At 57.6% G+C, this 22,007-nt stretch carries 19 protein-coding genes and 1 other annotated feature; of the genes, 8 read left to right on the top strand and 11 right to left on the bottom strand.

Annotated elements, in window-relative coordinates:
- Nucleotides 1-49: 49 nt before the first annotated feature.
- Both fetB and fetA read right to left on the bottom strand, forming a co-directional pair.
- Entirely contained in the window at nt 50-832 is a 783-nt protein-coding gene (gene fetB / locus IM317_RS08555; protein WP_023310623.1) for an iron efflux ABC transporter permease subunit FetB, read from the bottom strand.
- Complete coding sequence (fetA, locus tag IM317_RS08550) at nt 825-1,496, bottom strand: iron efflux ABC transporter ATP-binding subunit FetA (protein WP_033144809.1); 672 nt, start codon at nt 1,494-1,496, stop codon at nt 825-827. Before fetA ends, fetB begins: the two co-directional genes overlap by 8 nt.
- A gap of 143 nt (nt 1,497-1,639) precedes the next feature.
- On the opposite strand from fetA, the gene IM317_RS08545 reads away from it, so the two are divergent.
- Genes IM317_RS08545 through IM317_RS08535 form a run of 3 tightly spaced genes read left to right on the top strand, consistent with a single transcriptional unit; the run spans nt 1,640 to nt 3,899 of the window.
- Entirely contained in the window at nt 1,640-2,491 is an 852-nt protein-coding gene (locus IM317_RS08545) for a hypothetical protein (RefSeq protein WP_033144808.1), read from the top strand.
- Between the two features lie 44 nt (nt 2,492-2,535).
- On the top strand, nt 2,536-3,450 hold the full coding sequence (locus tag IM317_RS08540) for an SPFH domain-containing protein (RefSeq protein WP_023310620.1): 915 nt from the start codon (nt 2,536-2,538) through the stop codon (nt 3,448-3,450).
- Nucleotides 3,447-3,899, top strand: coding sequence for an NfeD family protein (locus IM317_RS08535; RefSeq protein ID WP_033144807.1), 453 nt, complete (start codon nt 3,447-3,449; stop codon nt 3,897-3,899). The genes IM317_RS08540 and IM317_RS08535 overlap by 4 nt, the downstream gene beginning before the upstream one ends.
- Here IM317_RS08535 and cueR read toward each other — a convergent pair.
- Entirely contained in the window at nt 3,896-4,306 is a 411-nt protein-coding gene (gene cueR, locus IM317_RS08530; protein ID WP_033144806.1) for a Cu(I)-responsive transcriptional regulator, read from the bottom strand. The two genes, IM317_RS08535 and cueR, sit on opposite strands and share 4 nt — an antisense overlap.
- 108 nt (nt 4,307-4,414) lie before the next feature.
- On the opposite strand from cueR, the gene copA reads away from it, so the two are divergent.
- From copA to ybaK, 3 genes are all read left to right on the top strand, one after another.
- The gene (gene copA, locus IM317_RS08525) at nt 4,415-6,913 is read left to right on the top strand and encodes a copper-exporting P-type ATPase CopA (protein ID WP_033144805.1); all 2,499 of its coding nucleotides are present in this window, start codon (nt 4,415-4,417) and stop codon (nt 6,911-6,913) included.
- A gap of 50 nt (nt 6,914-6,963) precedes the next feature.
- Nucleotides 6,964-7,758, top strand: a complete 795-nt coding sequence (locus tag IM317_RS08520) for a TraB/GumN family protein (protein WP_033144804.1) — start codon at nt 6,964-6,966, stop codon at nt 7,756-7,758.
- A gap of 199 nt (nt 7,759-7,957) precedes the next feature.
- A complete protein-coding gene (ybaK, locus tag IM317_RS08515; RefSeq protein ID WP_033144803.1) occupies nt 7,958-8,437 on the top strand; it encodes a Cys-tRNA(Pro)/Cys-tRNA(Cys) deacylase YbaK in 480 nt (159 codons plus the stop codon).
- 121 nt (nt 8,438-8,558) lie between these two features.
- Here ybaK and ushA read toward each other — a convergent pair whose 3' ends face one another.
- Nucleotides 8,559-10,211, bottom strand: a complete 1,653-nt coding sequence (gene ushA / locus IM317_RS08510; RefSeq protein ID WP_033144802.1) for a bifunctional UDP-sugar hydrolase/5'-nucleotidase UshA — start codon at nt 10,209-10,211, stop codon at nt 8,559-8,561.
- Nucleotides 10,212-10,380: 169 nt separating this feature from the next.
- Here ushA and IM317_RS08505 point away from each other — a divergent pair, with 169 nt between their 5' ends.
- Both IM317_RS08505 and ybaL read left to right on the top strand, forming a co-directional pair.
- Nucleotides 10,381-11,589 carry an MFS transporter gene (locus IM317_RS08505; RefSeq protein WP_033144801.1) on the top strand — a complete coding sequence of 403 codons (1,209 nt, stop codon included), beginning with the start codon at nt 10,381-10,383 and terminating at the stop codon, nt 11,587-11,589.
- Between the two features lie 229 nt (nt 11,590-11,818).
- Complete coding sequence (gene ybaL / locus IM317_RS08500; RefSeq protein WP_033144800.1) at nt 11,819-13,495, top strand: YbaL family putative K(+) efflux transporter; 1,677 nt, start codon at nt 11,819-11,821, stop codon at nt 13,493-13,495.
- Nucleotides 13,496-13,775: 280 nt separating this feature from the next.
- On the opposite strand, the gene IM317_RS08495 is transcribed toward ybaL, so the two are convergent.
- The 7 genes from IM317_RS08495 to dnaX all read right to left on the bottom strand — a co-directional run bounded on the left by IM317_RS08495 (nt 13,776) and on the right by dnaX (nt 21,974).
- Nucleotides 13,776-15,080, bottom strand: coding sequence for an inosine/guanosine kinase (locus tag IM317_RS08495; protein ID WP_033144799.1), 1,305 nt, complete (start codon nt 15,078-15,080; stop codon nt 13,776-13,778).
- Nucleotides 15,081-15,142: 62 nt separating this feature from the next.
- Nucleotides 15,143-16,105 carry a ferrochelatase gene (hemH, locus tag IM317_RS08490; protein WP_033144798.1) on the bottom strand — a complete coding sequence of 321 codons (963 nt, stop codon included), beginning with the start codon at nt 16,103-16,105 and terminating at the stop codon, nt 15,143-15,145.
- A 124-nt stretch (nt 16,106-16,229) separates the two neighbouring features.
- On the bottom strand, nt 16,230-16,874 hold the full coding sequence (gene adk, locus IM317_RS08485) for an adenylate kinase (protein ID WP_033144797.1): 645 nt from the start codon (nt 16,872-16,874) through the stop codon (nt 16,230-16,232).
- 194 nt (nt 16,875-17,068) lie between these two features.
- Complete coding sequence (gene htpG, locus IM317_RS08480) at nt 17,069-18,943, bottom strand: molecular chaperone HtpG (RefSeq protein WP_033144796.1); 1,875 nt, start codon at nt 18,941-18,943, stop codon at nt 17,069-17,071.
- A gap of 110 nt (nt 18,944-19,053) precedes the next feature.
- Nucleotides 19,054-19,659, bottom strand: a complete 606-nt coding sequence (recR, locus tag IM317_RS08475; RefSeq protein ID WP_008499298.1) for a recombination mediator RecR — start codon at nt 19,657-19,659, stop codon at nt 19,054-19,056.
- A complete protein-coding gene (locus IM317_RS08470; protein ID WP_003858972.1) occupies nt 19,659-19,991 on the bottom strand; it encodes a YbaB/EbfC family nucleoid-associated protein in 333 nt (110 codons plus the stop codon). Before IM317_RS08470 ends, recR begins: the two co-directional genes overlap by 1 nt.
- A 54-nt stretch (nt 19,992-20,045) precedes the next feature.
- Complete coding sequence (dnaX, locus tag IM317_RS08465) at nt 20,046-21,974, bottom strand: DNA polymerase III subunit gamma/tau (protein WP_033144795.1); 1,929 nt, start codon at nt 21,972-21,974, stop codon at nt 20,046-20,048.
- Nucleotides 20,652-20,716, bottom strand: a sequence feature (DnaX frameshifting element). Its footprint overlaps the gene before it by 65 nt.
- Nucleotides 21,975-22,007 lie beyond the last annotated feature (33 nt).

The raw sequence follows: 22,007 nt of genomic DNA, 5'->3' as shown, positions 1-22,007 counted from the left end.
CAAAAAAATGCCCGGTGGCGCTAACGCTTACCGGGCCTACAAAACAGGCTTAACCCGTTTTCTTTAATTGCGTTACCACCAGCTGGTGGCGCGCGTTGTAGAACTTCCGATAGGTCAGGTAGCAGGCAATGATGGTTGACAGGCTTGCCGTGGAGAGCAGCATAAACGTCACCATGATCTGATACTTAATCGCTTTGACCGGATCGATACCGGCAAAAATCAGCCCCGACATCATGCCCGGCAGGCTCACCAGCCCCACCGTTTTGGCTGAATCGACCGTTGGGATCAGCGATGAGCGAATGCTCTCACGAATCAGCCGCGCCGAGGCCACTTTAGGCGTCGCTCCCAGGCTTAATTTCTCCTGCAGCTGCTGCTGTTCACTGCTGAAGCGCTGGCCGAGATTGTTATAACAGAGCCCAACGGCCACCATGGCGTTCCCCGCAATCATCCCGGAGATAGGGATAACCTGCATCGGCGTAAAGGCAATCGAGCCGGAGAGCACCAGCACCGCCAGCGTGAGCGCCGTCCCGGTGGTAATAGCGATAAACGACGAGATAAACGCCTTATCAATGTATTTACTGCGCTTTTTCGCATTCCACGCCGCGTTGAAACAGATAAAGAGCACCATCAGCAGCGTCAGCACAGCGTGATTGACGTTAAATATATACTTCAGCACATAGCCGACTATGATGAGCTGAACCACCGCGCGGCAGATACTCCACACAATATCTTTTTCCAGCCCCAGCTTTTCCCGGTAGCTAACCACAATTGCAATCAGCACCAGCACCATCGAAAACGCCAGGGATTCATTGGTAATGTTATGCTCACCCACGGTTAGCCTCCTGCATTTTCCCGCCGTGCGGCTGAAGCGTAATCACGTCATCCGCATGGGTTATTTCATTAGCGTCGTGCGTCACCCACAGCACGGCAATATTCTGCTCCCGGACGTAGCGATGAATAATCTCGTTAACGTTGCGCTTGTTGACGTCATCGAGCGCGCTGGTAATTTCGTCCAGCAAAAGCACCTTCGGTAAAAACTGCAGGTTGCGGATCAGCGAGACGCGCTGCTTTTCTCCGCCCGACAGCGCAGTGATGGATTTGGTTAACGTCTCCTGCGCCAGGCCAAAGCGGGCCAGATCGCTGATAAACTTTTCCGGCTCCGGCGTTTTATTGCGGATTTGCCACGGGAAAATCAGGTTGTCATAAACCGTATCGCCAAACAGCGCGGGGGTTTGCACGCAGTAGGAGACCTGCTGGCGGTAGTTTTCCGGGGACAGGGTTGAGATATCCTGTCCTTCAAACAGAATGGTGCCCTCCGTCGGGCTGAGGAGTGAGGCCACAATTTTCAGCAGCGTGCTTTTACCGCAGCCTGAAGGGCCCGTGATTAATTTAAACTCGCCCGGCGACAGGCTAAACCCGACGTGCTGAAGAATAATGTTTTCTCCAACACGAAATCCGATATCCCTGAGATGTAATAGTTCTTTTTTATCGTTCATTACGCTTCCGTTAACCGCTTCGTGTAATAACCGCCTGTAGCATAATCCTTTCGTGCGCACAGAGCGAATAGCCTCACGCTAAAGCAAGTGTTAAACTTTTTGTTTGTCATTTGTCTCCACCATCACTACAGGAAGTAAGCAGCATGGCACATATCTTTTATGAGTTTCCTTCCCTGAAGCCTGGTGTTCCTGATGTCGAAACATTAATGGAAGTCATCAAATCGTCGGAACTCACGCGTTTTGTCATCGGTGCAGAGGTGGTGGATTTTGTTAAGAAGGCGCTTATCGTGAACACCACGATCGGCAGTTTCAAAAATTGCTATTTCGCCTTCGACAACGGGACACACTTCCTGGAATTTGACGGCAAGGGAAAATCCAAACGTTTCAATGAGGTACCCGACTGGTTCGTCTCTCCGGCTGAATTTTCTCGTACCCAGTGGCTTATCAACCACGATCTTGCGGATGTAAAGGCCACCCAATTCATTGACGTGCTGATGTCCTACCCGCTGAAAGAGCGCCGTGCGCACTGTAATTTGTTATTCGGGCTGGAGCTGGAAAAGGTGAATGCGGTTCCGGCCCCAGCGTCAGCCGCAGGGAAAATCGGCAATAAAAACGGTAAAACGACCAAACCGCGCGTCACCGATCTGGGATCGTTTGAATTGTTCAGCCAGTTCTTTGCGCGCATGAAAACCGCCGTGCTGGCCGATGAGTTTCCCACCCTGCAGGTTCTGACGGGCATGGATAACCTGACTAAAGCGCCGCATAATTTAAAGCAGGGTATCAGAACATGGTTCAAGGCCATCGCGGGCGACCTTCCCCCTAATAACAAGCGCGTTGAAGCGGGGAATGCCGTTCTGTTCTGCGCCCCCATTCGCGAACAGATCCAGCGTATCGAAGCGCTGGGGCTGGAGAAGTACTACCAGGGATTATCCAAAGCCATTGCCGAAGCGGGTGATGGATTCATCTCTGACTTTACCTATACTTACGAGCAATAAACACACACTTTCACTCATCACAGCATGCAAAACAGGAGGTTTTTATGCTTATCGTTGTTCCTGTCCTTATTTTCGTTGCGCTGGTTATTGTGGGCGCAGGCGTCAAAATTGTCCCTCAGGGCTATCAGTGGACCGTCGAGCGTTTCGGTCGCTACACCAATACCCTCCAGCCAGGCTTAAGCCTGATTGTTCCGTTCATGGATCGGATTGGTCGCAAGATCAACATGATGGAGCAGGTACTGGACATTCCGTCTCAGGAGATCATCTCCAAGGATAACGCCAACGTCACCATCGACGCCGTCTGCTTTATTCAGGTGATTGATGCGCCGAAAGCGGCCTATGAGGTCAGCAACCTGGAGCTGGCGATCGTCAACCTGACGATGACCAACATCCGTACCGTGCTCGGCTCGATGGAGCTGGACGAAATGCTTTCCCAGCGCGACAGCATCAACACCCGCCTGCTGCACATTGTCGATGAAGCAACGAACCCGTGGGGGATCAAAGTCACCCGTATCGAGATCCGCGACGTGCGCCCGCCGGCGGAGCTGATCGCCTCCATGAACGCCCAGATGAAGGCCGAGCGAACCAAGCGTGCCTACATTCTGGAAGCCGAAGGGGTGCGTCAGGCGGAGATCCTCAAAGCGGAAGGGGAAAAACAGTCGCAGATCCTGAAAGCGGAAGGCGATCGTCAGTCCGCATTCTTACAGGCAGAAGCGCGTGAACGTTCGGCCGAGGCGGAAGCCCGCGCCACTCAGATGGTGTCCGAAGCGATTGCCGCCGGTGATATCCAGGCCGTGAACTACTTTGTCGCGCAAAAATATACCGACGCGCTGAAACAGATCGGCTCGGCGAACAACAGCAAAGTGGTGATGATGCCGCTGGAGGCCAGCAGCCTGATGGGCTCTATCGCCGGTATTGCCGAACTGATTAAAGACAGCGGAAACGAGCGTAAAAAATGATTGAGCTGATCGCTGCACATCCTCATGCCTTCTGGCTAAGCCTCGGCGGCTTATTGCTGGCGGCGGAGATGCTGGGCGGCAACGGCTACCTGCTCTGGAGCGGTGTTGCCGCCGTCATTACGGGCCTTCTGGTCTGGATCCTTCCCCTGGACTGGGCGTGGCAGGGTGCGCTATTTGCCGTGCTGACGCTGGTGGCCGCGTGGCTGTGGTGGCGCTGGCTAAACCGGCGGGTTAACGAGCAAAAACCGCTGGACGCGCACCTCAACCAGCGCGGACAGCAGATTGTCGGCAAGCGTTTTACGCTCGACACCTCGCTGGTGAATGGGCGCGGGCATATGCGCGTGGGCGACAGCTCGTGGCCGGTGGTCGCCGACGACGACCTCAGCGCCGGCACGCGGGTTGAGGTCATTGCGGTGGAAGGCATTACCCTGCGGGTGAAAGCCTGCTAAGCAGAAGCCTTACGATGACAGCAGCCGGCAAGATTATCGATAATCGGGCAGTCGGCGCTGTCATCCCCCGGACAGGATTCCGCGAGCTGCAGCAGCTGTTCGCGCATCGACTGCAGCTCGATGATGTGGCGTTCAATTTCGGCCACTTTTTCCAGCGTGCGTTTTTTCACGTCGGCGCTGTGACGCTTCGGATCGTTAAACAGGTTCACCAGCTCGCCGCACTCTTCCAGATTAAAACCGACCTGTCTTGCCTGGCGCAGCAGCGTCAGTTCATCCAGATGCAGCTGCGTGTAGCTGCGGTAGCCGTTTTCACTGCGCAGCGGTGGCGTTACCAGCCCCTTCTCTTCATAAAAGCGGATTGCCTTGCTGGTTAAGCCGGTTTTTTTTGCCACGTCACTGATATTCACATTTCCCCCTTGACCTTCCCCTTGATGGAAGGTTTAACCTTTATAACAGTCAGTGAAAAGCACTGTATCGGTCAACAACTGACCAGATCATTATACGGGAGTTTTACTATGTCTCACACTATCGACCTGACGCTGGACGGCCTCTCCTGCGGCCACTGCGTCAAACGCGTTAAAGAAAGCCTGGAACAGCGCCCTGACGTTGAAAGCGCTGACGTGACTATCGATCATGCCGCCGTGACCGGCAGCGCCAGCGCGGATGCGCTGATCGATACCATCAAGCAGGCCGGTTACGGGGCGGAGTTAAGCCACCCAAAGGCTAAACCGCTGGCAGAGTCATCATCCCCGTCGGAAGCACTGACAGCGGCCACTCCTGAGCTTCCGGCAGCTGATGATATTGACGACAGCCAACAGCTGCTGATCAACGGCATGAGCTGCGCCAGCTGCGTCTCCCGGGTACAAAACGCCTTGCAGGCCGTACCGGGCGTCGCGCAGGCACGGGTAAACCTCGCGGAGCGCACTGCGCTGGTGATGGGCAGCGCCTCCGCCGCAGATTTAGTGCAGGCCGTTGAGAAAGCGGGCTACGGCGCAGAGGCCATCGAAGATGATGCCGAGCGCCGCGAGCGCCAGCAGGAAACGGCTATCGCCACCATGAAACGCTTCCGCTGGCAGGCAATTGTCGCCCTGCTGGTGGGTATTCCGGTGATGGTGTGGGGCATGATGGGTGACAACATGATGGTCACCGCTGACAACCGCACGCTGTGGCTGGTGATTGGCCTGATTACCCTTGCGGTGATGGTGTTTGCAGGCGGGCATTTCTATACCAGCGCCTGGAAGAGCCTGAAAAACCGCACCGCGACGATGGATACGCTGGTGGCGCTCGGAACCGGCGCGGCGTGGCTCTATTCGATGAGCGTGAACGTCTGGCCGCAGTGGTTCCCGATGGAGGCGCGCCATCTCTACTATGAAGCCAGCGCGATGATTATCGGCCTGATTAACCTGGGCCACATGCTGGAAGCCCGCGCCCGCCAGCGCTCCTCGAAAGCGCTGGAAAGATTGCTTGATTTAACCCCGCCGACGGCGCGCGTGGTCACGGACGAGGGGGAGAAAAGCGTCCCGCTGGCGGAAGTTCAGCCCGGCATGACGCTGCGCCTGACGACGGGCGATCGCGTTCCCGTTGACGGCAAGATAACCCAGGGCGAAGCCTGGCTGGATGAAGCGATGCTGACCGGCGAGCCTATCCCCCAGCAGAAATCAGACGGCGACGCCGTTCATGCCGGCACGGTGGTGCAGGACGGCAGCGTGCTGTTTACCGCCAGCGCCGTCGGCAGCCACACGACGCTGTCGCGTATCATCCGCATGGTGCGCCAGGCGCAGAGCAGCAAGCCGGAAATTGGCCAGCTTGCTGACAGGATCTCCGCCGTTTTTGTTCCAGTAGTGGTCGGCATTGCCCTGCTGAGCGCGGCGATCTGGTATTTCTTCGGCCCGGCACCGCAGATTGTTTACACCCTGGTGATTGCCACCACGGTGCTGATCATCGCCTGTCCTTGCGCCCTTGGCCTGGCGACCCCAATGTCGATTATCTCCGGCGTAGGCCGCGCGGCCGAATTTGGCGTACTGGTACGGGATGCGGACGCGCTGCAGCGGGCCAGCACCCTCGACACGCTGGTGTTTGATAAAACCGGGACGCTGACCGAAGGCAAACCGCAGGTGGTGGCCGTCACTACCGCAGGCATTGCGCAAGAGGAGGCGCTGCGTCTCGCCGCCGCGCTGGAGCAAGGATCCAGCCATCCGCTGGCGCGCGCCATTCTCGATAAAGCGAATGCTTCTGCCCTGCCGCAGGTCAGCAATTTCCGCACCCTGCGCGGGCTCGGCGTCAGCGGTGAAGCAGAAGGCCACGCGCTGCTGCTGGGCAACCAGGCATTGCTCAATGAAAATGGTATTGATACCGCCGCGCTGGAAAGCGAGCTGAAGGCGCAGGCGTCTCAGGGCGCTACGCCGGTTCTGCTGGCGGTGGATGGCAAAGCCGCCGCGCTGCTGGCCGTGCGCGATCCGCTTCGCCAGGACAGCGTGGACGCCCTGCAGCGTCTGCACCGTGCGGGCTATCGTCTGGTGATGCTGACCGGGGACAATCCGACAACGGCCAACGCCATCGCGAAAGAGGCCGGAATTGATGAGGTCATTGCAGGCGTACTGCCGGACGGTAAAGCGGACGCCATCAAGAAACTGCAAAGTCAGGGTCATCAGGTGGCGATGGTCGGCGACGGCATCAACGATGCCCCGGCGCTGGCCCAGGCGGACGTCGGGATTGCCATGGGCGGCGGGAGCGATGTCGCCATCGAAACCGCTGCCATTACGCTGATGCGCCATAGCCTGATGGGCGTTGCCGACGCGCTGGCCATTTCAAAAGCCACGCTGCGCAACATGAAGCAGAACTTACTGGGAGCGTTCGTCTATAACACCCTCGGTATCCCAATCGCGGCCGGTATTCTGTGGCCGCTGACCGGTACGCTGCTTAACCCGGTGGTCGCGGGTGCGGCGATGGCGCTCTCCTCCATTACCGTGGTGAGCAACGCCAACCGGCTGCTGCGCTTTAAACCGAAGGATTGAACCTTGTACCCGTACGCGCTAGCATGAACCTTTCCATTCATGGAGCGCGTATGGGTCTGTTTAATCGTATAAAAGCATCGTTTCGCGCCCTCTTTCCTCGCCGTTATGCCTGGCCCGGTCTGGATATCTCTCTCCCCGGCGGGCAGCACCTGCACCTGGTCGGCAGCATTCATATGGGTACGCAGGATATGTCTCCCCTGCCACCCGGGCTGATTAAACTGCTAAAACGCGCCGACGCGCTGGTCGTTGAGGCGGACATTTCGGGTCAGGAGTCGCCGTTTGTCGGGCTGGAAAGCGCTCTCACTCTGGCGGAACGTCTGGATGATCCCCGGCTTGCCGAACTGACGCGCGTCGCGGATGAAACCGGCGTGTCGCTCTCCATGATTGACACCCTGCCGCTCTGGCAAATTGCGATGGTGCTGCAGGCTACGCAGGCGCAGCGTCTGGGACTGCGCGGTGACTACGGCATTGATTACCAGCTGCTGAACGCGGCAAGGGCCCGCAGCCTGCCCGTCATTGAGCTGGAAGGGACGGACAGCCAGATTGCGCTTCTGCGCCAGCTTCCCGACGACGGCCTGATGCTGCTGGATGATACGTTGACCCACTGGCACACCAACGCGCGCCTGCTGCAGACCATGATTGGCTGGTGGCTGGACGCGCCGCCTGAGGACGGTAAGCTGGCATTGCCCTCGACGTTCAGCGAATCGCTGTATGATGTGCTGATGAATGCGCGCAACAAAGCCTGGCGGCAGACGCTGCATGCTTTGCCCGCGGGGCATTACGTGGTGGCGGTTGGGGCGTTACATTTGTACGGAGAAGGGAATTTGCCGTCACTGTTGAAATAAAAAAATGGCCAATATTTCTATTGGCCCGTCAAAGAGGAATTTCATCGTTTTTATTATGCCGAAGGAGACCTTCGGTTGAGCCGATTGTCGCTCAAAGTGACCATCACTGCCAATACTATTGCGCAAGATGGTGCTATTTTTTAGACAAACGTCAGGCGTATGCTGATGGCATGATTTGTCTGTCGTAAGAAGGATAGCTATGACTCCCGCCGTTAAATTACTCGAAAAAAACAACATTTCTTTCCGGATCCACACTTACGATCACGATCCGAATGAAACTAACTTTGGTGATGAAGTGGTACGCAAGCTGGGGCTGAATGCTGACCAGGTTTATAAAACGCTGCTGGTGGCGGTGAATGGCGATATGAAACACCTCGCCGTCGCGGTTACTCCGGTGGCGGGACAGCTGGATCTGAAGAAAGTCGCCAAAGCCCTGGGCGCGAAGAAGGTGGATATGGCGGATCCGATGGTGGCGCAGCGCACCACGGGCTACCTGGTGGGTGGGATCAGTCCGCTCGGGCAGAAAAAACGCCTGCCGACGCTGATTGATGCCCCTTCACAGGAGTTTGAAACCATCTTTATATCCGGCGGCAAACGCGGGCTGGATATCGAGCTGGCGGCGGGCGATCTGGCGAAAATGCTGGACGCGCAGTTTGCGGATATTGCGCGCCGGGATTGAGAAAATTGCCCGGTGGCGGCTGCGAGGTAAAAGCAAAACGGTAACAGGCGTTACCGTTTTTTGTGTTCGCGCCCTCTCCCGGTGGGAGAGGGTTGGGGTGAGGGCATCAGGCCGCACACCACTACTGCCAGCTCACCTCACCTTTCGGCTCGTAGGCATTCACGTCAATCGGCGAATTCTGCTCGATGAACTGCTTCAGCACTTCCGCGTCGATAAAGCCGGTATTCACGTATCCCGGTTTGTTATCAATATGCGGATAGCCGTCGCCGCCGGTGGCGTTAAAGCTTAACGTCGCCAGACGGTAAGTCTTGGCCGGGTCAACCGGTTCGCCTTTGATCTTCAGGTCGTTAAGCTTGCCGTCTTTCGCCACAAAGCTGACGTTGGCAAACTGCGGATAGGCCCCAGAATCCGGCTTCATCTGCGCCACGGCGGTCAGGTAGTCAATCACCTCTTTCCCGCTCATGTCCGCATAAACCACCACGTTGCCGAACGGCTGCACCTTCAGGACATCCTTATAGGTAATGTTTCCACCCTCGATGGAATCACGAATACCGCCGCCGCTCATCACGCCGAAGTCGGCGCCGGTGCGCGCCATTTGCGCCGCCAGCACCAGGTGGCCCATGTTGGTCTGCACGAAGCGAACTTTACTGCGGTCTCCCTCCAGACGACCGTTCAGCGTGCCGATTTTCACGTCCAGCTGCGCCTTGCCCTTGTTCTGGAACGGCGTCAGCAGGGAGAGCATCTGCTGGTTTTCAGCGATCTCTGGCGTGTAGAGTACGCGCTCACTTTTACCGTCCGGGTAGGTGACTTTCTTCTTCAGGTTGACCGGGATGAGCTGATAATGAACAAGCTTCATCTCGCCGTTACGGAACTCAAAATCCGCCCGGCCGACGTATTTGCCCCACTCGTGCGCCTGAACAATCCAGATACCGTTCTGACGGTCCGGCGCGCACGGCGTGCCCGGCACGTAGTCCACCTGCTTTTTGTTCTCGGATGCCATACACACCGGATCCTGTGAGTGACCGCCCACAATCATTGCCAGCGAGCCCGCAGGCAGGCTGCGCGCCATCTCCACATCGCCGGGCGCGTTAGAGCCGTGCTCGCCGTTGTCGTAGTGCCCCATGTGCGTGGTGGCGATAATCACGTCCGGCTTTTCGTTTTGCTGCAGCTCCTGAATCACCAGCTTCGCTTCGTCTGCCGGTTTGCGGAATTCAATATCGGTAAAGAACTCGGGGTTGCCAATTTTCGCCGTGTCGTCAGTGGTTAAGCCGATGACCGCAATTTTCAGATCCTGGCGCTTAAACAGCGCCCACGGCTTAAACAGGCGTTCGCCGGTGCTTTTCTGGTAAATATTGGCGGAGAGGAAGGGGAATTTGGCCCATTTTTCCTGCTGACGCAGCACGGTCAGCGGATTATCGAACTCGTGGTTACCCACGGCCATCGCGTCGTAGCCAATCAGGTTCATGCCGCGAAAATCAGGTTCCGCGTCCTGTAAATCGGATTCCGGCACGCCGGTATTGATATCGCCACCCGACAGCAGCAGCACGCTGCCGCCCTGGGCAGCCACCTCTTTGCGGATGCCGTCCACCAGCGTTTTTTGCGCCGACAGGCCATATTCGCCGTATTCGCTGCGCCAGAAATGACCGTGGTGATCGTTGGTATGCAGAATGGTGATTTTATAGGTTTTGTCTTTTTCATACGCCTGCGCGGGCAAGCTTACCAGGCCCCACGCGGCGATGAGCGCCAGCGCGACGCCCCGCTTCATAAACTTCATCTTCTCTCTCCCTGACCAATAGACAAAGGCAAAAATTACAGTGACTAACAAGAATAGACAAATAAGTTTTCAGAATTGCGACTTTCTTCAAATGTCCCGGACGGGTATGTTAGTCGGATAATAATTACACCCTGCATCTCTAATAACGAAAAACGTGGTACTTCTCTCTATGGCAATCAGTGAATCAACCCAGCCCGTTCCGGGCGCGCCGGCGTCGCGCACCTCCTTTAAAGTCTTAGGCGCAATCAGTCTCTCGCACCTGCTCAATGACATGATCCAGTCGTTGATTCTGGCAATTTATCCGCTGCTGCAGTCCGAGTTTTCGTTAACGTTCGTGCAGATCGGGATGATCACCCTGACCTTCCAGCTGGCTTCCTCACTGCTGCAGCCGCTGGTGGGCTACTGGACGGATAAATACCCGATGCCGTGGTCGCTGCCGATTGGCATGTGCTTCACCCTAAGCGGGCTGGTGCTGCTGGCCATGGCGGGGAGCTTTGAAGCGGTGCTGATTGCCGCCGCGCTGGTGGGCACCGGCTCGTCCGTTTTCCACCCGGAGTCCTCGCGCGTGGCGCGTATGGCTTCAGGGGGGCGTCACGGTCTGGCGCAGTCTCTCTTCCAGGTGGGCGGTAACTTTGGTAGCTCTCTCGGCCCGCTGCTGGCCGCGGTGATTATTGCCCCTTACGGTAAAGGCAACGTGGCATGGTTTGTACTGGCCGCGCTGCTGGCGATCATCGTGCTGGCGCAGATCAGCCGCTGGTATGCCGCTCAGCATCGCGTGAATAAAGGGAAACCTAAAGCGAAGGTTATCAATCCCCTGCCGCGCAATAAGGTTATTCTGGCCGTCTCTGTGCTGCTGGTGCTGATTTTCTCGAAATACTTCTATATGGCGAGCATCAGCAGCTATTACACCTTTTATCTGATGCAAAAATTCGGATTATCGGTACAGAATGCACAGTTTCACCTGTTTGCCTTCCTGTTCGCCGTTGCGGCCGGTACGGTCATTGGCGGGCCCGTGGGGGATAAGATTGGGCGTAAATACGTCATTTGGGGCTCTATCCTCGGCGTGGCGCCGTTTACCCTTATTTTGCCGTACGCCAGCCTTGAATGGACGGGGATTTTAACCGTGATCATTGGTTTTATTCTCGCATCCGCGTTTTCCGCCATTCTGGTCTATGCCCAGGAGCTGCTGCCTGGCCGTATCGGTATGGTTTCCGGGCTCTTTTTCGGTTTCGCCTTCGGCATGGGCGGGCTTGGCGCGGCGGTGTTGGGGATGGTGGCGGATCACACCAGCATCTTCCTGGTCTATAAAATCTGCGCTTTCCTGCCACTTCTTGGGATGTTGACCATATTCCTGCCTGATAACCGTCATAAAGCGTAAATTACGGGTAGCCAAAGTTTTACTTTGGCTACCTGATACCCTGATGCCATAAGGGTTTCTTCTTCTTACCCTCGCTGAATTTATCAAAACGCGCTTTTTTACGTGCATATTGCTGTTTTATTCAAACTTCAACAATAATTCATAAACACAAGGGTAAAAATTGTCATAAACTATTACTCGGTTTTTTGGTTTTCGCCAAAAAGGAACACCCACAACGAAAGGAGACGGAATGCACCACGCCACACCGCTTATCACCACCATTGTTGGTGGACTTGTGCTCGCTTTTATCCTCGGCATGATTGCCAATAAGCTGCGTATTTCTCCTCTTGTCGGCTATCTGTTAGCGGGTGTACTGGCGGGACCCTTTACGCCAGGCTTCGTGGCGGATACCAAGCTGGCCCCTGAGCTGGCGGAATTGGGCGTGATTCTGCTGATGTTTGGCGTCGGCCTGCACTTCTCCCTGAAGGATCTGATGGCGGTAAAGTCGATCGCCATACCGGGAGCGATCGCCCAGATTGGGGTGGCGACGCTGCTGGGGATGGCGCTTTCGGCGGTGCTGGGCTGGTCGTTAATGACCGGTATCGTATTTGGGCTGTGTCTCTCAACCGCCAGTACCGTGGTGCTGCTGCGCGCGCTTGAAGAGAGACAGCTGATAGACAGCCAGCGCGGGCAAATCGCGATAGGCTGGCTGATTGTTGAAGACCTGGTGATGGTCCTGACGCTGGTGCTGCTGCCAGCCGTCGCCGGGATGATGGAAAAAGACAACGTCGGCTTTGCCTCGCTGGCGCTGGATATGAGTATCACCATTGGCAAGGTGGTGGCGTTTATCGCCATCATGATGCTGGTGGGACGCCGTCTGGTGCCGTGGATCATGTCCCGCAGCGCGGCAACCGGCTCCCGCGAGCTGTTCACCCTCTCCGTGCTGGCGCTGGCGCTGGGTATCGCTTTTGGTGCCGTAGAGCTGTTTGACGTCTCCTTTGCCCTGGGCGCGTTCTTCGCCGGGATGGTGCTGAACGAATCCGAGCTGAGCCACCGCGCGGCGCATGACACTCTGCCGCTGCGCGATGCCTTCGCCGTGCTGTTCTTCGTCTCCGTCGGGATGCTGTTTGACCCGATTGTCCTGATTCACCAGCCGCTGGCCGTGCTGGGCACGCTGGCGATCATCATCTTTGGTAAGTCGCTTGCCGCCTTCTTCCTGGTGAGAATGTTCGGCCACTCCCCGCGCACGGCGTTGACCATCGCCGCCAGCCTGGCGCAGATCGGTGAGTTCGCCTTTATTCTGGCCGGTCTGGGCATGGCCCTGAACCTGCTGCCGCAGGCGGGGCAAAACCTGGTGCTGGCGGGGGCGATCCTGTCGATTATGCTGAACCCGGTGCTGTTTGCCCTGCTGGAAAAATACCTCGATAAAACCGAAACGCTGGAAGAACAGACGCTCGAAGAGGCCATCGAAGAAGAGAAGCAGATCCCAGTGGATATTTGCAACCACGCCCTGCTGGTCGGCTTTGGCCGCGTGGGCAGCCTGCTCGGTGAGAAGCTGATGGCGCAGGGCATTCCGCTGGTGGTGATTGAGACCTCACGCACCCGCGTCGACGAGCTGCGCGAGCGCGGCATTCGTGCGGTACTGGGCAATGCGGCAAACGAAGAGATCATGAATCTGGCGCATCTGGACTGCGCGCGCTGGCTGCTGCTGACCATACCTAACGGCTATGAAGCGGGCGAGATTGTGGCCTCCGCGCGCGAGAAGTGCCCAACGATTGAGATTATCGCCCGGGCGCATTATGACGACGAGGTGGAGTACATTACCGAGCGCGGTGCAAATAAGGTGGTGATGGGCGAGCGCGAGATTGCGAATACGATGCTGACGCTGCTGGAGAATCCGCCGGTTGAAGAAGGGGTGACGGGGTAGGTTTGTGCGGCCTGATGCCCTCACCCTGACCCTCTCCCACAGGGAGAGGGAACGAACACTAAAAACGGCAACCAGGGTTGCCGTTTTGCTTTTACCTTGTGCGGTCTGATGCCCTCACCCTGGCCCTCTCCCACGAGGAGAGGGAACAAACACTAAAACGGCAACCACAGGTTGCCGTTTTGCTTTTACCTTGTGCGGCCTAATGCCCTCACCCTGGCCCTCTCCCACAGGGAGAGGGAACAAACACTAAAAACGGCAACCACAGGTTGCCGTTTTACTTTTACCTGTCCCAGTACGCCTCTTCGAGGCTGTCTTCACGTTCCGGCAGACCACGCGTTAAGCGCGGGGAGTGCTGGTTCAGTACCTGATAGCTCACGCGGTTGGCATATTTACACACCTGCGCCAGCGAGGAATAGGTCAGCCAGCTGAACTTGTGCTTGCTGGAGTTCGGCACGTTGGTTTTATGGTAGGCGTTAGCGGTGATGTCGTGCAGCAGTGCGGCCAGCGCGCCGTCGCCCGCACCGTTGGTGTTCATGATCTTCTCCGGCCCGCCCATATACGGCGCGATATGAGAGTAGATTCGCAGCGGATTCACGCAATCTTTGTAGCGCATGCCGCGGCTGAACTCGTACTGGTTGAACTCGGCAATCGCACCGGGCAGCAGCGGGTGCTGGGTTTTGCGCTTGCTCTCTTCTTCCGTGAAGCCCGCCATATAGAGCCCAACCGGGCCGGCGGTGCAGAGCACCAGATCCACCCAGTCCAGCGCTTTGTCAGACGCCAGCAGCGGATCGCTTTCGCCGGTCAGCGCTTCGGCCTCTTCTTCGTTCATTGCCAGAATCGAGACGTGCTCTTTCAGGAACGCCTGCCACCACTCCGGGTTTTCGGCGATAACGAATTTCGTGCCCAGCGTCAGAACGACCGGCACGTTGTATTTCTTCGCGTACTCGATCGCTTTCATGGTCGCTTCCGGCATCGGCTCGCCCGGCTTACAGCGCACCAGATAGGAAGTCAGCACCAGCGCCGAGGCGCCCGCGATCACCTCTTCCGGAATACTCTCGGCGCGCAGCTTATTCATATGACCCGGGCTGATGGCAAAAGTACGCTCGCCGGAATCGCTAATCAGCGTAAAGCAGCGGCCAATAGGCCCGTCGACGCCCTGAAGGTAGTTCAGATCGGTACGGCTGGAGGTGTTGCAGAGATAGCGGTAGGCATAGCCACCGATTTCAATATTGCTGCACATCACGCCGAGCAGCACCGAGCGGTCGTCGGCCAGCACGGAGTAGTTATGCATGGTATTGCCGATGGTGCCACCGGCGAACTGATGGGTAATCAGGTTTTCGCGCACCAGCTCCTGGTACAGCGCTTCGGCAACGTCGTCCTCAATCACCAGCGAGTGACCGGCGCTCAGACCGTAACGGGCGACAAACGCATCATCCACTTTCGCTTCAATGTCCACCAGCGTCTGATCGATACCGACGACCCATGCCGCGCTGGTTTCGTTTTCTGGCTGGATTTGCTGCAGGAGCGGGTCGCGGGCATCGACGGGGAAGTAGTGTTTGGATTTGCGTTTACCGGGAAATTTCATGGTCTGAACTGTACGAAGAATATGGGCCGGGAATGGTAGCACAAACCCGGCCCGGAGTGCGATCAGCGGCTGTTCGTTACCAGCGAGACCATCATGTCGATATGCTCAGGCGAGTCGTTAAGCGCCGGAATGTACTCGTACTTTTCGCCGCCAGCCTCAAGGAAAAATTCCCGGTTTTGCACCGCGATCTCCTCCAGCGTTTCCAGACAGTCTGCCGAGAAGCCCGGCGACATCACCTGAATGTGCTTCACGCCCTTCTCACCCAGCATTTTGAGGGTTTCATCGGTATAAGGCGTCAGCCACGGCTCGCGACCGAAGCGCGACTGGAAGGTCATCATCACCTTCTCCGGCGGCAGGCCAAGGGCGGAAACCAGCTCGCGCGTGGTATCGCGGCAGCGCTGCGGATAATCATCCCCTTCATTGGCGAAACGCTGCGGGATCCCGTGATAGGAAAGCAGCAGCAGATCCGGCTCGCCGTGCTTTTCAAACGACGCGCGCGCGCTGTTGGCAAGCGCCTGGATGTAGAGATCGTTATCTGCGTAGTCGCGAATAAAGGTCACGCCCGGAATGCGGCGGCGGGTCGCCAGAATGCGGGCCAGCTCGTCCCAGACGGCGGCCACCGTCGAGCAGGAGTACTGCGGGTAGAGCGCCAGCACGACGATATGGTCCACGCCCTGCGCCAGCAGTGATTCCACCGCGCTTTGCAGGGACGGTTTTCCGTAGCTCATGCCGAGCGCGACGGGCATATCCGGCAGGCGGGCGGCCAGCGCTTTTTCCTGACGACGGCTGTATACCATCAGCGGCGAGCCCTCTTCCATCCAGACGGACTGATAGAGTTTGGCGACGCGCGGAGAACGAATCGGCAGAATGACGCCACGCAGCAGCGGCCACCACAGCAGTCTCGGGAAATCCACGACGCGCGTGTCGCTTAAAAATTGTCGCAGGTAGCGTTTTACCGCGTCTGATGTAGGTGCTTCTGGAGTGCCCAGATTGGCAAGCAGGATGCCGGTTTTCGCCTGACTCATTCACGCCTCTTAACCATTTGATAGGTTGTCAATTGTAGCGGAAATGCGTTTAAACGAAACCCATTGCTGTAATAGGTAAGATGAGAATATTTCTCACCCGGGAGCCCGGGTGAGAGGCGCGCGATTAGCCGAGGATTTTTTCCAGCTCTGCACGTACGTCAGCCACGGCTTTGGTGCCGTCAACTTTCGCGTATTTGGTGTTACCCGCCTGCGCTTCTTTGGTGTAGTAGCCGATCAGCGGCGCGGTCATCTGATGGTATTCCACCAGGCGTTTACGCACGGTCTCTTCCTGATCGTCTTTACGGGTGGTCAGATCTTCGCCGGTCACGTCGTCTTTGCCTTCAACCTTAGGCGGGTTGAATTTGATGTGGTAAACGCGGCCAGAAGCAGCGTGTACGCGACGGCCAACGATACGGTCAACGATCAGCTCGTCCGGTACGTCGAACTCCAGAACGTAGTCCACGTTGATGCCCGCTTCTTTCATGGCATCAGCCTGAGGAATGGTGCGTGGGAAGCCGTCCAGCAGGAAACCGTTACGGCAGTCTTCCTGCGCAATGCGCTCTTTGACCAGAGCAATAACCAGCTCGTCGGTCACCAGCTTGCCTGCGTCCATGATGTCTTTCGCTTGTTTACCCAGCTCGGAGCCAGATTTTACAGCGGCGCGCAGCATGTCACCGGTGGAGATTTGCGGAATACCGTATTTCTCCATGATGAACTGAGCCTGAGTTCCTTTACCCGCGCCCGGAGCGCCAAGCAGAATAATACGCATTGCGAAAATCCCCTCAAAAGTCGTTTCAATTTTTCAAAAGCGCTAAACAATACCACCAGAACGGGCATCGCTCAAGGAAGGCGGGAAGGCTGAAACGGTTAACGGGGGGAGATTATTTGGGTTAGTGCGGTCTGGTGCCCTCACCCCGGCCCTCTCCCACGGGAGAGGGAGAAGACCAGGGGAGGCGTGTTCAATTACGCCAGCAGCAGCGCATTCACACGTTTAATGAACAGGTTAGGATCTTCCAGCGTGCCGCGCTCGGCCAGCAGGGACTGATCCAGCAGCAGTTCAACCCACTCGGCAAAGCGAGCGTCGTCCTGGGTATCCGCCGCGCGTTTCACCAGAGGATGATCCGGATTAAGCTCAAAGATATATTTCACTTCCGGCATCGCCTGGCCCGCCGCCGCGAACAGTTTCGCCATCTGGGTGCTCATTTCGTCCGCATCGGTAGTGACAATCGCCGGGGTGTCGGTCAGACGGTGCGTGAAGCGCACCTCTTTCACGCGCTCGCCCAGCAGGGTTTTCACGCGCTCAACGAACGGCTCCAGCGCCTTCTCGGCTTCTTTCGCGCTTTCGTCCACTTCATCCGCCAGCTTGTCGATGGACTCGTCGGCTTTGGCTACGGACTGGAACGCCTTACCGTCGAACTCGGTCAGGTAGTTCATCATCCACTCGTCGATGCGGTCAGAAAGCAGCAGCACTTCGATGCCTTTCTTACGCAGCAGCTCCAGGTGCGGACTGCTTTTCGCCGCCGCGTAGCTGTCGGCGGTGATGTAGTAGATCTTCTCCTGCCCTTCTTTCATGCGGGAGACGTACTCTTCCAGCGACACGGTCTGCGCGGAGGAGTCGGTGTGCGTAGAGGCGAAGCGCAGCAGTTTGGCGATCGTTTCAACGTTCGCGGTGTCTTCTGCCGGGCCTTCTTTCAGCACCAGGCCAAACTGTTTCCAGAAGGTCTGATATTTTTCCGCATCGTCTTTCGCTAGTTTTTCCAGCATCTGCAGCGCACGTTTGGTCAGGGCGTTGCGCAGGTTACGGGTGACGGTGCTGTCCTGAAGGATCTCACGGGAGACGTTCAGCGGCAGATCGTTGGAATCGATCAGACCACGCACGAAGCGCAGGTAGTTCGGCATGAACTGCTCGGCGTCGTCCATGATGAATACGCGCTGCACGTACAGCTTCAGGCCGTGCTTGTGATCGCGGTTCCACATGTCCCACGGCGCCTGTGCCGGGATGTACAGCAGGCTGGTGTACTCCTGCTTACCTTCCACGCGGTTGTGGCTCCAGGTCAGCGGGTCGGTAAAGTCGTGGGCGATGTGCTTGTAGAACTCGTTATATTCGTCGTCTTTAATTTCAGACTTGTTGCGCGTCCACAGCGCCTGCGCCTTGTTGATCTTCTCCCAGGAAACCACGGTTTCACCGTCTTTCTCTTCCTGTTTTTCAATCTCTACCGGCAGGGCGATGTGATCGGAATATTTGCTGATGATGGAGCGCACGCGCCAGTCGTTCAGGAAATCATCTTCCCCTTCACGCAGGTGCAGGGTGATTTCGGTACCGCGATCCGCTTTGGTGATGTCATCAACGGTATATTCGCCTTCCCCTTTGGATTCCCACAGCACGCCGTTCTCGGCGCTGTCGCCTGCCGCACGGGTACGGACGGTAACTTTGTCGGCCACGATAAACGCCGAGTAGAAGCCCACGCCGAACTGGCCGATGAGCTGGCTGTCTTTCGCCTGGTCAGAGCCCATGGACTCAAGGAACGCTTTGGTGCCGGATTTGGCGATGGTGCCGAGGTGGTCGATCACCTCGTCGCGGTTCATCCCGATGCCGTTATCGGCGATGGTCAGGGTGCGGTTCTCTTTATTGAACGAGACGCGCACGCGCAGCTCGCCGTCGCCTTCATACAGGTCCGGGTTGGACAGCGCGCGGAAGCGCAGCTTGTCCGCCGCGTCCGAGGCGTTGGAAATCAGCTCACGCAGGAAAATTTCTTTGTTGGAATACAGGGAATGGATCATCAGGTGCAGAAGCTGTTTTACTTCTGACTGGAAACCACGGGTTTCTTGTCCTTTCATCTATGTCGACCTCAACAATGCCATTTAATGGGGTTTTAAAACGTTGAGTGAGAGATGGGGATAAGGGGGGAAATTTTCAAGCGGAGGCCGCGCGCGCAGCCTCCGTTTGGTCAGAAAATAATCTTATGACGCCCTGCCAGAGAGTGCGACAGCGTGGTGCCGTCGACCATTTCCAGCTCGCCGCCCACCGGCACGCCGTGGGCGATGCGGCTGGCGTCAACGCCGTACTGCGAGCACAGTTCGGCGATGTAGTTGGCGGTTGCCTCCCCTTCCACCGTTGGGTTGGTGGCGAGGATCACCTCTTTGATGGTTTCGGACTCAAGACGCTGTTCAAGGCGGTCAAGACCGATATCATCCGGGCCAATGCCGTCCAGCGGGGAGAGATGCCCCATCAGCACGAAGTAGCGGCCGGAAAACTGCCCGGTTTGTTCGATGGCGTAGATGTCCGCCGGACTCTCCACCACGCAAATCTGACCGTTTTCCTGACGACGCGGGTTCGTACAAATGTTACACACGTCCTGCTCGGTAAAGGTGCGGCAATCCGCACAGTGACCAATTTCTGACATGGCGCGGGTTAAAGCCTGCGCCAGGCGCATCCCGCCGCTGCGGTCGCGCTGCAATAGCGTAAACGCCATGCGCTGCGCCGACTTCGGGCCAACGCCCGGCAGGCAGCGCAGTGCTTCCATTAACTGCGTGAGCAGCGGACTGGTTTGCATCAGAATGGCATCTTGAAGCCAGGCGGCAGCTGCATACCGCTGGAAACAGAGGCCATTTTCTCTTTCTGAGTTTCGTCGATACGGCGAGCGGCATCGTTAAACGCGGCTGCAACCAGATCTTCCAGCATCTCTTTGTCGTCTTCGAGCAGGCTCGGGTCGATTTCCACGCGACGGCAGTTGTGCGCACCGTTGATGGTCACTTTGACCAGACCGGCACCGGACTCACCCGTGACTTCCAGCTGAGCGATCTCTTCCTGCATCTTCTGCATTTTTTCCTGCATCTGCTGAGCCTGCTTCATCAGGCCACCCAGACCGCCTTTTCCACCAAACATAGGCTTCTCTCTTCTTTCACGTTTAAGGATTACAACCGTAAGTCAGACTCACGATCAAATGGGGCGAATACTCTCTTCATCCAGATCGGCGTCGAAGAACCGGCGCAGGGTCTGAATGTTGTTATCCGCAATAATCGCCTCGCGCGCCTGCGCGAGCTTTTCTTCATAAATGGCCTGGCGCCACTCGAGCGGCGTTTTCACTGCCGGATTATCATCTTCAATGATAGTCAATTCAACCGGCGCACCCTGTAATGCGGTGAGCGCCTCGGCCAGCGCCTTTTGCGCGCCAGGGGAATTGAGGTGCCGCTGGCCCGGACGCAGGTGCAAACGCACCTGATTGCCGTCCTGCTCTTTCCAGGCATTCAGCGCGACCTGCTCGACCAGCTTCGGCAGCTGGAGTTTGCTGACCTCGGCGGCCCAAGGGTCGCGCGCAATGGACTCTTCGGCAAGCTTCGCGGAAAGCTCCGGCGTTTTCTCATGCTCCAGCGCCTTTTTCAGCGCTTTCGGCGTGGCGACCTCTTCCTTCACCTCTTCGGTGATGGTGGTTGCCTTCCAGCGGTAAGCCTCTTCTTTCACCGGGGCTTTCTGCTCGAGCGCGGACGGTGCAGGACGCGACTGTACGCGCTCCGTTACCGAGGCCAGTCGTTCAAGCGCGGCGTTGTTCACCGGCCGCGCTCTTCCTGGCGCTGCCGGTTCACTCTTTTTTGGTTTGGTTACTCCCTGCGCACGCTGCAGCTGGCTGCGTGCGGCAAGCACCGAACTGGTGGCATCCGACAGCGGCACGTTTTGCGGCGGCGGCGGTGTCGGCTGCGGTGGCACCTGCTGCGGCGACATCACCGCCGTAGGGGCGACCGGCGCGAAAGACTGCCGCGGCGCTTCCGGCTCCGGCAATGGCATGCGCGGGTGGAACGCCAGCGCGCGCAGCAGCGTCATTTCAACGCCCATTCGTGGATCCGGCGCGAACGGTAACTCTTTGCGGCCAATCAGCAGCGTCTGGTAGTACAGCTGCACGTCGGCAGGCGGCACGGTGCGGGCAAGTTCACGCATCCGCTGTTCAATGGCGGCCATATCCGCACCGATGGCGGACGGAGAAAGCTGCAGCATCGCCACGCGGTGCAGCAGGCTGAGCATCTCAACCAGCAGTCCTTCCCATTCGATACCGCGGGCAGCGGCCGCGTTCACCTGCGACATCACGCGTTCGCCGTTGGCGGCGATCATCGCCTCGATAAGCGACAGCGCCTGATCGTCATCCAGCGTGCCGAGCATGGTGCTGACCGCCTCGGTGGAGAGCTTGCCGTCACCGCTGGCAATCGCCTGGTCGGTCAGGCTGAGCGCATCACGCAGGCTGCCGTCCGCCGCGCGGGCCAGCAGCTGCAGGGCGCGCGGCTCGTGAACGATCTTCTCTTCATCAAGAATGTGCTCAAGCTGCGCGCGGATCTGCTCAACGTCCAGCGCCTTCAGGTGGAACTGCAGGCAGCGCGACAAAATCGTGACCGGCAGCTTTTGCGGATCGGTGGTCGCCAGCAGGAACTTCACGTGCGCGGGCGGCTCTTCCAGCGTTTTCAGCAGGGCGTTAAAGCTGTGGCGCGACAGCATGTGCACTTCATCGATCAGGTAGACCTTGAAGCGGCCGCGCGCCGGGGCGTACTGCACGTTATCGAGCAGATCGCGGGTATCTTCCACTTTGGTACGCGAGGCGGCGTCGATCTCGATCAGATCGACAAAACGCCCCTGCTCGATCTCCCGGCAGTTATCGCACACGCCGCACGGCGTGGCGGTGATCCCGGTTTCGCAGTTGAGACCTTTTGCCAGCAAACGGGCAATAGAGGTCTTACCGACGCCGCGGGTGCCGGAGAAAAGATAGGCGTGATGGATACGACCTAGCGACAAGCCGTTCGCCAGGGCCGTCAGCACATGTTCCTGACCGACAACGTCAGCAAAGGTTTGTGGTCGCCATTTACGGGCTAACACCTGATAACTCATGGGCAGGCTCTGCAACGCTGGAAGGTGAATTTA

Source organism: Enterobacter cloacae complex sp. S3 (genome assembly GCF_014930495.1).
Classification (GTDB): domain Bacteria; phylum Pseudomonadota; class Gammaproteobacteria; order Enterobacterales; family Enterobacteriaceae; genus Enterobacter; species Enterobacter asburiae_B.
The sequence above is the reverse complement of the archived record's forward strand: the minus strand, read 5'-3'. Positions and strand labels throughout refer to the sequence as shown.

Excerpts from the sequence above, each read along its gene's own strand:
- fetA (WP_033144809.1), bottom strand. The coding sequence starts at position 1,496 with ATGAACGATAAAAAAGAACTATTACATCTCAGGGATATCGGATTTCGT.
- IM317_RS08545 (WP_033144808.1), top strand. The coding sequence starts at position 1,640 with ATGGCACATATCTTTTATGAGTTTCCTTCCCTGAAGCCTGGTGTTCCT.
- IM317_RS08540 (WP_023310620.1), top strand. The coding sequence starts at position 2,536 with ATGCTTATCGTTGTTCCTGTCCTTATTTTCGTTGCGCTGGTTATTGTG.
- IM317_RS08535 (WP_033144807.1), top strand. The coding sequence starts at position 3,447 with ATGATTGAGCTGATCGCTGCACATCCTCATGCCTTCTGGCTAAGCCTC.
- copA (WP_033144805.1), top strand. The coding sequence starts at position 4,415 with ATGTCTCACACTATCGACCTGACGCTGGACGGCCTCTCCTGCGGCCAC.
- IM317_RS08520 (WP_033144804.1), top strand. The coding sequence starts at position 6,964 with ATGGGTCTGTTTAATCGTATAAAAGCATCGTTTCGCGCCCTCTTTCCT.
- ybaK (WP_033144803.1), top strand. The coding sequence starts at position 7,958 with ATGACTCCCGCCGTTAAATTACTCGAAAAAAACAACATTTCTTTCCGG.
- ushA (WP_033144802.1), bottom strand. The coding sequence starts at position 10,211 with ATGAAGTTTATGAAGCGGGGCGTCGCGCTGGCGCTCATCGCCGCGTGG.
- IM317_RS08505 (WP_033144801.1), top strand. The coding sequence starts at position 10,381 with ATGGCAATCAGTGAATCAACCCAGCCCGTTCCGGGCGCGCCGGCGTCG.
- ybaL (WP_033144800.1), top strand. The coding sequence starts at position 11,819 with ATGCACCACGCCACACCGCTTATCACCACCATTGTTGGTGGACTTGTG.
- IM317_RS08495 (WP_033144799.1), bottom strand. The coding sequence starts at position 15,080 with ATGAAATTTCCCGGTAAACGCAAATCCAAACACTACTTCCCCGTCGAT.
- hemH (WP_033144798.1), bottom strand. The coding sequence starts at position 16,105 with ATGAGTCAGGCGAAAACCGGCATCCTGCTTGCCAATCTGGGCACTCCA.
- adk (WP_033144797.1), bottom strand. The coding sequence starts at position 16,874 with ATGCGTATTATTCTGCTTGGCGCTCCGGGCGCGGGTAAAGGAACTCAG.
- htpG (WP_033144796.1), bottom strand. The coding sequence starts at position 18,943 with ATGAAAGGACAAGAAACCCGTGGTTTCCAGTCAGAAGTAAAACAGCTT.
- recR (WP_008499298.1), bottom strand. The coding sequence starts at position 19,659 with ATGCAAACCAGTCCGCTGCTCACGCAGTTAATGGAAGCACTGCGCTGC.
- IM317_RS08470 (WP_003858972.1), bottom strand. The coding sequence starts at position 19,991 with ATGTTTGGTGGAAAAGGCGGTCTGGGTGGCCTGATGAAGCAGGCTCAG.
- dnaX (WP_033144795.1), bottom strand. The coding sequence starts at position 21,974 with ATGAGTTATCAGGTGTTAGCCCGTAAATGGCGACCACAAACCTTTGCT.